We start from the raw sequence: 4,872 nt of genomic DNA, 5'->3' as shown, positions 1-4,872 counted from the left end.
ACGCCTGGTATCTTTAAGTCCTGTCGGGTTTCGCCACCACTGATTTGAGCGTCAGATTTCGTGATGCTTGTCAGGGGGGCGGAGCCTATGGAAAAACGGCTTCGCCGCGGCCTTATCGTTTCCCTGTTAAGTTTCTTCCTGGCATCTACCAGGAAATTTCCGCCCCATTCGTAAGCCCACACCGCTCGCCGCAGCCGAACGACCGAGCGCAGCGAGTCAGTGAGCGAGGAAGCGGAATATATCCTGTATCGCATATTCTGCTGACGCGCCGGTGCCGCCTTTTTTCTCCTGCCACATGAAGCACTTCACTGATTCCCGCACCCGTGCCAATATAATAAGCCAGTATACACTCCGCTAGCGCTACGTGACTGGTTCAGGGCTGCGCCCCGAAACCCGCCAAAAGCCTGACGCGCCTGCGGCTTGTCCAACCCCGCGCCGACCGGGAAAGGCTTTCCCGCCCGTCCCGGCGTTATCAGGAGGCCGGTTTGTCAGAGAAACGGAGCAAGATGCTCACCATGTGGGTGACGGAGGACGAGCACCGGCGGCTGCTTGAGCGCTGTGACGGCAGGCAGCTGGCGGCGTGGATGCGGCAGATCTGCCTGGACGAAAAGCCGGCACGTTCCGGAAAGCTCCCCTCGATCTCGCCGGCGCTGCTGCGCCAGCTTGCCGGCATGGGCAATAACCTGAACCAGATAGCCCGCCGTGTTAACGCCGGCGGCGGCACCGGCCATGACAGGGTACAGATTGTGGCGGCGCTGATGGCCATCGATGCCGGCCTTGAGCGGCTGCGGCACGCCGTTCTTGAGAAAGGAACGGACGATGATCGTTAAATTTCATCCGCGCGGCCGCGGCGGTGGCGCCGGGCCGGTGGACTATCTGCTGGGTAAAGACCGGCAGCGTGAAGGCGCCACCGTCCTGCAGGGGAAGCCGGAAGAAGTCCGGGAGCTGATTGACGCGTCGCCTTACGTTAAGAAATACACCTCCGGCGTTCTGTCGTTTGCGGAGGCCGATCTGCCTCCCGGCCAGCGGGAAAAACTGATGGCCAGCTTCGAGCGGGTTCTGATGCCCGGACTCGATAAAGATCAGTACAGCATTCTGTGGGTGGAGCACGCGGACAAGGGGCGTCTGGAGCTGAACTTTCTGATCCCCAATACCGAGCTGCTGACCGGCAGGCGGCTCCAGCCTTACTACGACCGCGCCGACCGGCCGCGCATCGATGCCTGGCAGACTATCGTGAACGGCAGACTGGGGCTGCACGACCCGAACGCGCCGGAAAACCGCCGGGCGCTGGTCACGCCGTCCGGGCTGCCGAAAACGAAGCAGGAGGCCGCAGAAGCCATTACCCGGGGACTGCTGACCCTTGCTTCGTCCGGGGAGCTGAAAAGCCGTCAGGATGTCACTGACACTCTTGAAGGTGCAGGTTTTGAGGTGGTGCGCACCACGAAAAGCAGTATCAGCATTGCCGACCCGGACGGGGGGCGAAACATCCGACTGAAGGGAGCCATCTATGAGCAGTCTTTTAACGCTGGCGAAGGACTTAGAGCAGCAATCGAAAGCGCAGCAGCAGAGTACCGGCGAGATGCTGAAAGCCGCATTCAGCGAGCACGAGCAGTCTGTCAGAGCGGAACTGAGCGCAAGCGCGAGGAGAATCAGCGACGCCATCCTCGCCCACGAGCAGAGTATGAGCGAGGCGATGGAGAAAAACCGGCGGAGCGTACTGCGGACTGCCGGGCGGACATGGCTCACCATCCTGATGGTGTCAGCGCTGCTGATCGGCACGAGCGGGAGCATTCTGTGGTGGCAGGGGCAGCAGATAACCGACAATTACACGCATCTTCGTCAGCAGGAAGATACCCTGGCGAAAATGACCGCCCGGACGTGGGGAGTGCGCTATCAGGAGAGCAGCGACGGCCGGAGGTTTCTTATCCTGCCGCCGGGGATGCAAACCGAAGCCATCCCCTACGACGGGACGACATGGATCCGCCTGAAACAGGAGTAGCGGAAAATGACAGAGCTGGAAAAGCAGTTGCTGAGCGCATTAGAGCAGCTACAGCAGGACTACTCGCAAAGGCTGGACGAATGGGAGAGCGCCTTCGCGGAATGGCGGAGCATGTGTGGTCTTATGCAACGGGAGAACGCGATGCTGAACGAGCGCGTGTCGGACTTGAGCACGCAGGTGCTGAGTTTAAGCGAGCAGCTGCGCCGCTTGTCCGGGAACTGAATGCCATCGAGCTCCGGCAGAGGGAGAATGAGTATCAGAAAACACTGGAGCTGGAGCGCCAGCCGCAGAAAACCTACCGCGGGCCGACACTTTAAACCATCCAGGCAGCTGACAACCCGCACGAAGAGGGGCTCTTATTTCTCCCGCTAAATAGGTTCGTGATCAAAAAGGTCACGACTTATTCAGGAGCGGGAAATGAAGCTGTTAAATCTTATTGAATCATTGCTTAACTGCCTGTATCTGGCGGCGGAGCTGTGGGACTGGCTGGAGAAGCATTTGTCGGTTTTTAAGGCATTGGCGCGGATTTTAGTGTGACTTTAACATCCATGCATCTGGCTGCATGACTATGCACCAGTGTAATATTCAGCGGCTGCGTTTCTGGTGTTTTTTCGTTATGTCTGTCGCCACTTTCTCGCGTCTGGCACCGGAAACGCAGCCAACCCCGTTTCAGCGGTGCGGGCAACAGATGTTATGGTAAATCAACCGTCCGTTGATAAAGGTTCTGATAATACCCATGTAGGTGATGTTGTTTGCTTTTTATCTACACACTGCCTGATGGAGCTATTTATGAATGCTGATGAAGTTACACGAATTCTTGCGCAATCGAGTCAAAATGATTGGATTGTGGATGATGAGACAGGGGCGTTTACTTATAAAAATGATTTAGCACTGCACATTAAGAGAGCTGATTACGACGACTACAACTCGTTTAATGAGCCTTGGGCTGTTCGTCATCCTGATAGTAATGCGTGTTCAGTCGAGTACACCGTTCACTATGGTTCTTCGTTTGTTGATAGAAAAACCTTGGTTTCCGTCGATGGTCATCGTGCAACCTTGCCTATGCCTGCATCCGCAACGGATCTAAACGTGTCATCGGCTGATGTGAATTTCGCCAAAATTGTAAACATTGGCGATCGCGTTGATGAATACATTCAACGTTCTGGTCTTACGATTAAGCCCTAATTTAACGATAAGCCCGGCCTCCAAATGCGGGCTGTTCCTGCATGTAACCAGCATAACTAATCGGCTTTTTTCCTTACTGTATATATTGGCTTTTTATGTCGCGGCTTTCTTACTTGCTCGGACACAGAAGGACCAATTATGTCTAAATAATCTACAAGCTTTGTAAGGTCGTATATGTTGCGGCCACCATATCGGTTGTCGCTTTTTGATGTCGGTTTTTTATCTAAGAGATTGGCTTTTTCTAGGTCATTAATAGCCCTTTGCACCGTCCTTACTGACACCCCCATCCGTATAGCCAGGCTCTCCATTGAGGGGTGCGGCCACTCCTGTAGATTCCACCAGTGTACTATGAGATTCAGCAAGGTATTGAATGCTACAGGGCTCAATTTCTTCTCATTTTGTATAAAAAACAACACAGTAGGTACTGCAGTCCATCCTAATGACAGACCTCCAGCCTTCCATTTTTTTTCTATTGCGTAACCCATTGATTATCCTGTAAATATTTTTTTTGAGATATATATAATATAAGTATTCATATGAATAGGGTGACACCAGCGCCATTATTACACAACTATAAAAGGCTAATCTGAGAACAGAAAAACATTTCTATCTGCATTAAATACGGAGTTAGTGATATGAAAACCAAACAACATCATGATCTTGTAAAAGATACTGAAATATTTGGTGTATCCTTGTCTCTGTTGATTTCCAGAGCGAATGAGAGATCTGTTACAATGCCATCTGGTCTAAGTAGGGAGCAGAGAAGAGCATGGGCAGCGGATCAAGCACGCAAAATCCACAATTGAATGTTGTCTCTTTCTCTGAGACATTCAATCTTTATTACACATCCCGCTTTTCTCAAAAAACACTCGATAAAATCGATGACTTCATCGAACATTTCGAGAAGTACAATCTTTTTGGCGATGCCTTAAAAGGCCATCCGGCTTGGATTGGCAAGGTATCGCCATCTTGGAACGTGCCTGACAGTTACGAAAACAAAGAAGCTATTGAAGAACATGCCAGGGCTAATAAATTGTGGCATGCCCATATAGGCGATCCCGTTTTCATCGATACATTTCACGGGAAGTACAAAGTCTCTGATTGGGTCATCCACTTCCAACGTCTAGCGCCGAACCATATAAAACTGTTAGAGCTTGGGTATCATGACCCTATGCAACTCCCCCAAAATTTCGAATGATCTCTTGTTCGGATGAATGATCCCTTGAGATTCGTTGACCCTCGTCGTAATCTCTTGCGGTGAAAACGAAAAAACCACCCGGCAAGGTGGCTTTTTCGAAGGTTCGCAAGAGTTGACGCTCTTTTGAACCGCGGTAACTGGCTTGGAGGAGCACAGTCACCAAAACTGTCCTTTCAGTGTAGCCTTATCGCACCCGAAACTTCAAGACTCTCCTCCTCTAAACCTGTTACCAGTGGCTGCTGCCAGTGGCGCTTTGTCGTGTTTTTCCGGATTGGACTCAAGTTGATAGTTACCGGATAAGGCGCAGCGGTCGGACTGAACGGGGGGTTCGTGCATACAGTCCAGCTTGGAGCGAACTGCCTTCCCGGAACTGAGTGTCAGGCGTGGAATGAGACAAACGCGGCCATAACAGCGGAATGACACCGGTAAACCGAAAGGCAGGAACAGGAGAGCGCACGAGGGAGCCACCAGGGGGAAACGCCTGGTATCT

General features: G+C 52.4%; 6 protein-coding genes and 1 pseudogene. 5 read left to right on the top strand and 2 right to left on the bottom strand.

Features of this window, described 5'->3' with window-relative positions; genetic code table 11:
• Positions 1-254, bottom strand: a pseudogene (locus tag HII27_RS27635) (hypothetical protein); the annotation flags it as partial.
• Positions 255-485: 231 nt separating this feature from the next.
• Between HII27_RS27635 and HII27_RS26540 the strand changes: the two are divergent.
• The 4 genes from HII27_RS26540 (at position 486) to HII27_RS26520 (ending at position 3,184) form a co-directional block, all read left to right on the top strand.
• Complete coding sequence (locus tag HII27_RS26540) at positions 486-830, top strand: MobC family plasmid mobilization relaxosome protein (protein WP_032634158.1); 345 nt, start codon at positions 486-488, stop codon at positions 828-830.
• 677 nt (positions 831-1,507) lie between these two features.
• Positions 1,508-1,999 (top strand): MbeB family mobilization protein, encoded by a 492-nt coding sequence (locus tag HII27_RS26530; protein WP_000096688.1) that lies wholly within the window; start codon positions 1,508-1,510, stop codon positions 1,997-1,999.
• A 6-nt stretch (positions 2,000-2,005) separates the two neighbouring features.
• A complete protein-coding gene (locus HII27_RS26525; RefSeq protein WP_029590204.1) occupies positions 2,006-2,221 on the top strand; it encodes an MbeD family mobilization/exclusion protein in 216 nt (71 codons plus the stop codon).
• A gap of 471 nt (positions 2,222-2,692) precedes the next feature.
• Entirely contained in the window at positions 2,693-3,184 is a 492-nt protein-coding gene (locus tag HII27_RS26520; protein ID WP_123921711.1) for a hypothetical protein, read from the top strand.
• A 56-nt stretch (positions 3,185-3,240) separates the two neighbouring features.
• Here HII27_RS26520 and HII27_RS26515 read toward each other — a convergent pair whose 3' ends face one another.
• Positions 3,241-3,669, bottom strand: coding sequence for a helix-turn-helix domain-containing protein (locus HII27_RS26515; RefSeq protein ID WP_058676822.1), 429 nt, complete (start codon positions 3,667-3,669; stop codon positions 3,241-3,243).
• Between the two features lie 284 nt (positions 3,670-3,953).
• Here HII27_RS26515 and HII27_RS26510 point away from each other — a divergent pair, with 284 nt between their 5' ends.
• Positions 3,954-4,382, top strand: a complete 429-nt coding sequence (locus HII27_RS26510) for a hypothetical protein (protein ID WP_032634162.1) — start codon at positions 3,954-3,956, stop codon at positions 4,380-4,382.
• The last annotated feature ends 490 nt before the right edge of the window (positions 4,383-4,872 follow it).

The sequence above is a fragment of the Kluyvera sichuanensis genome (assembly GCF_014218705.1).
GTDB classification, from domain to species: Bacteria; Pseudomonadota; Gammaproteobacteria; order Enterobacterales; family Enterobacteriaceae; genus Kluyvera; species Kluyvera sichuanensis.
This window is presented reverse-complemented; position numbering and strand designations above follow the sequence as displayed.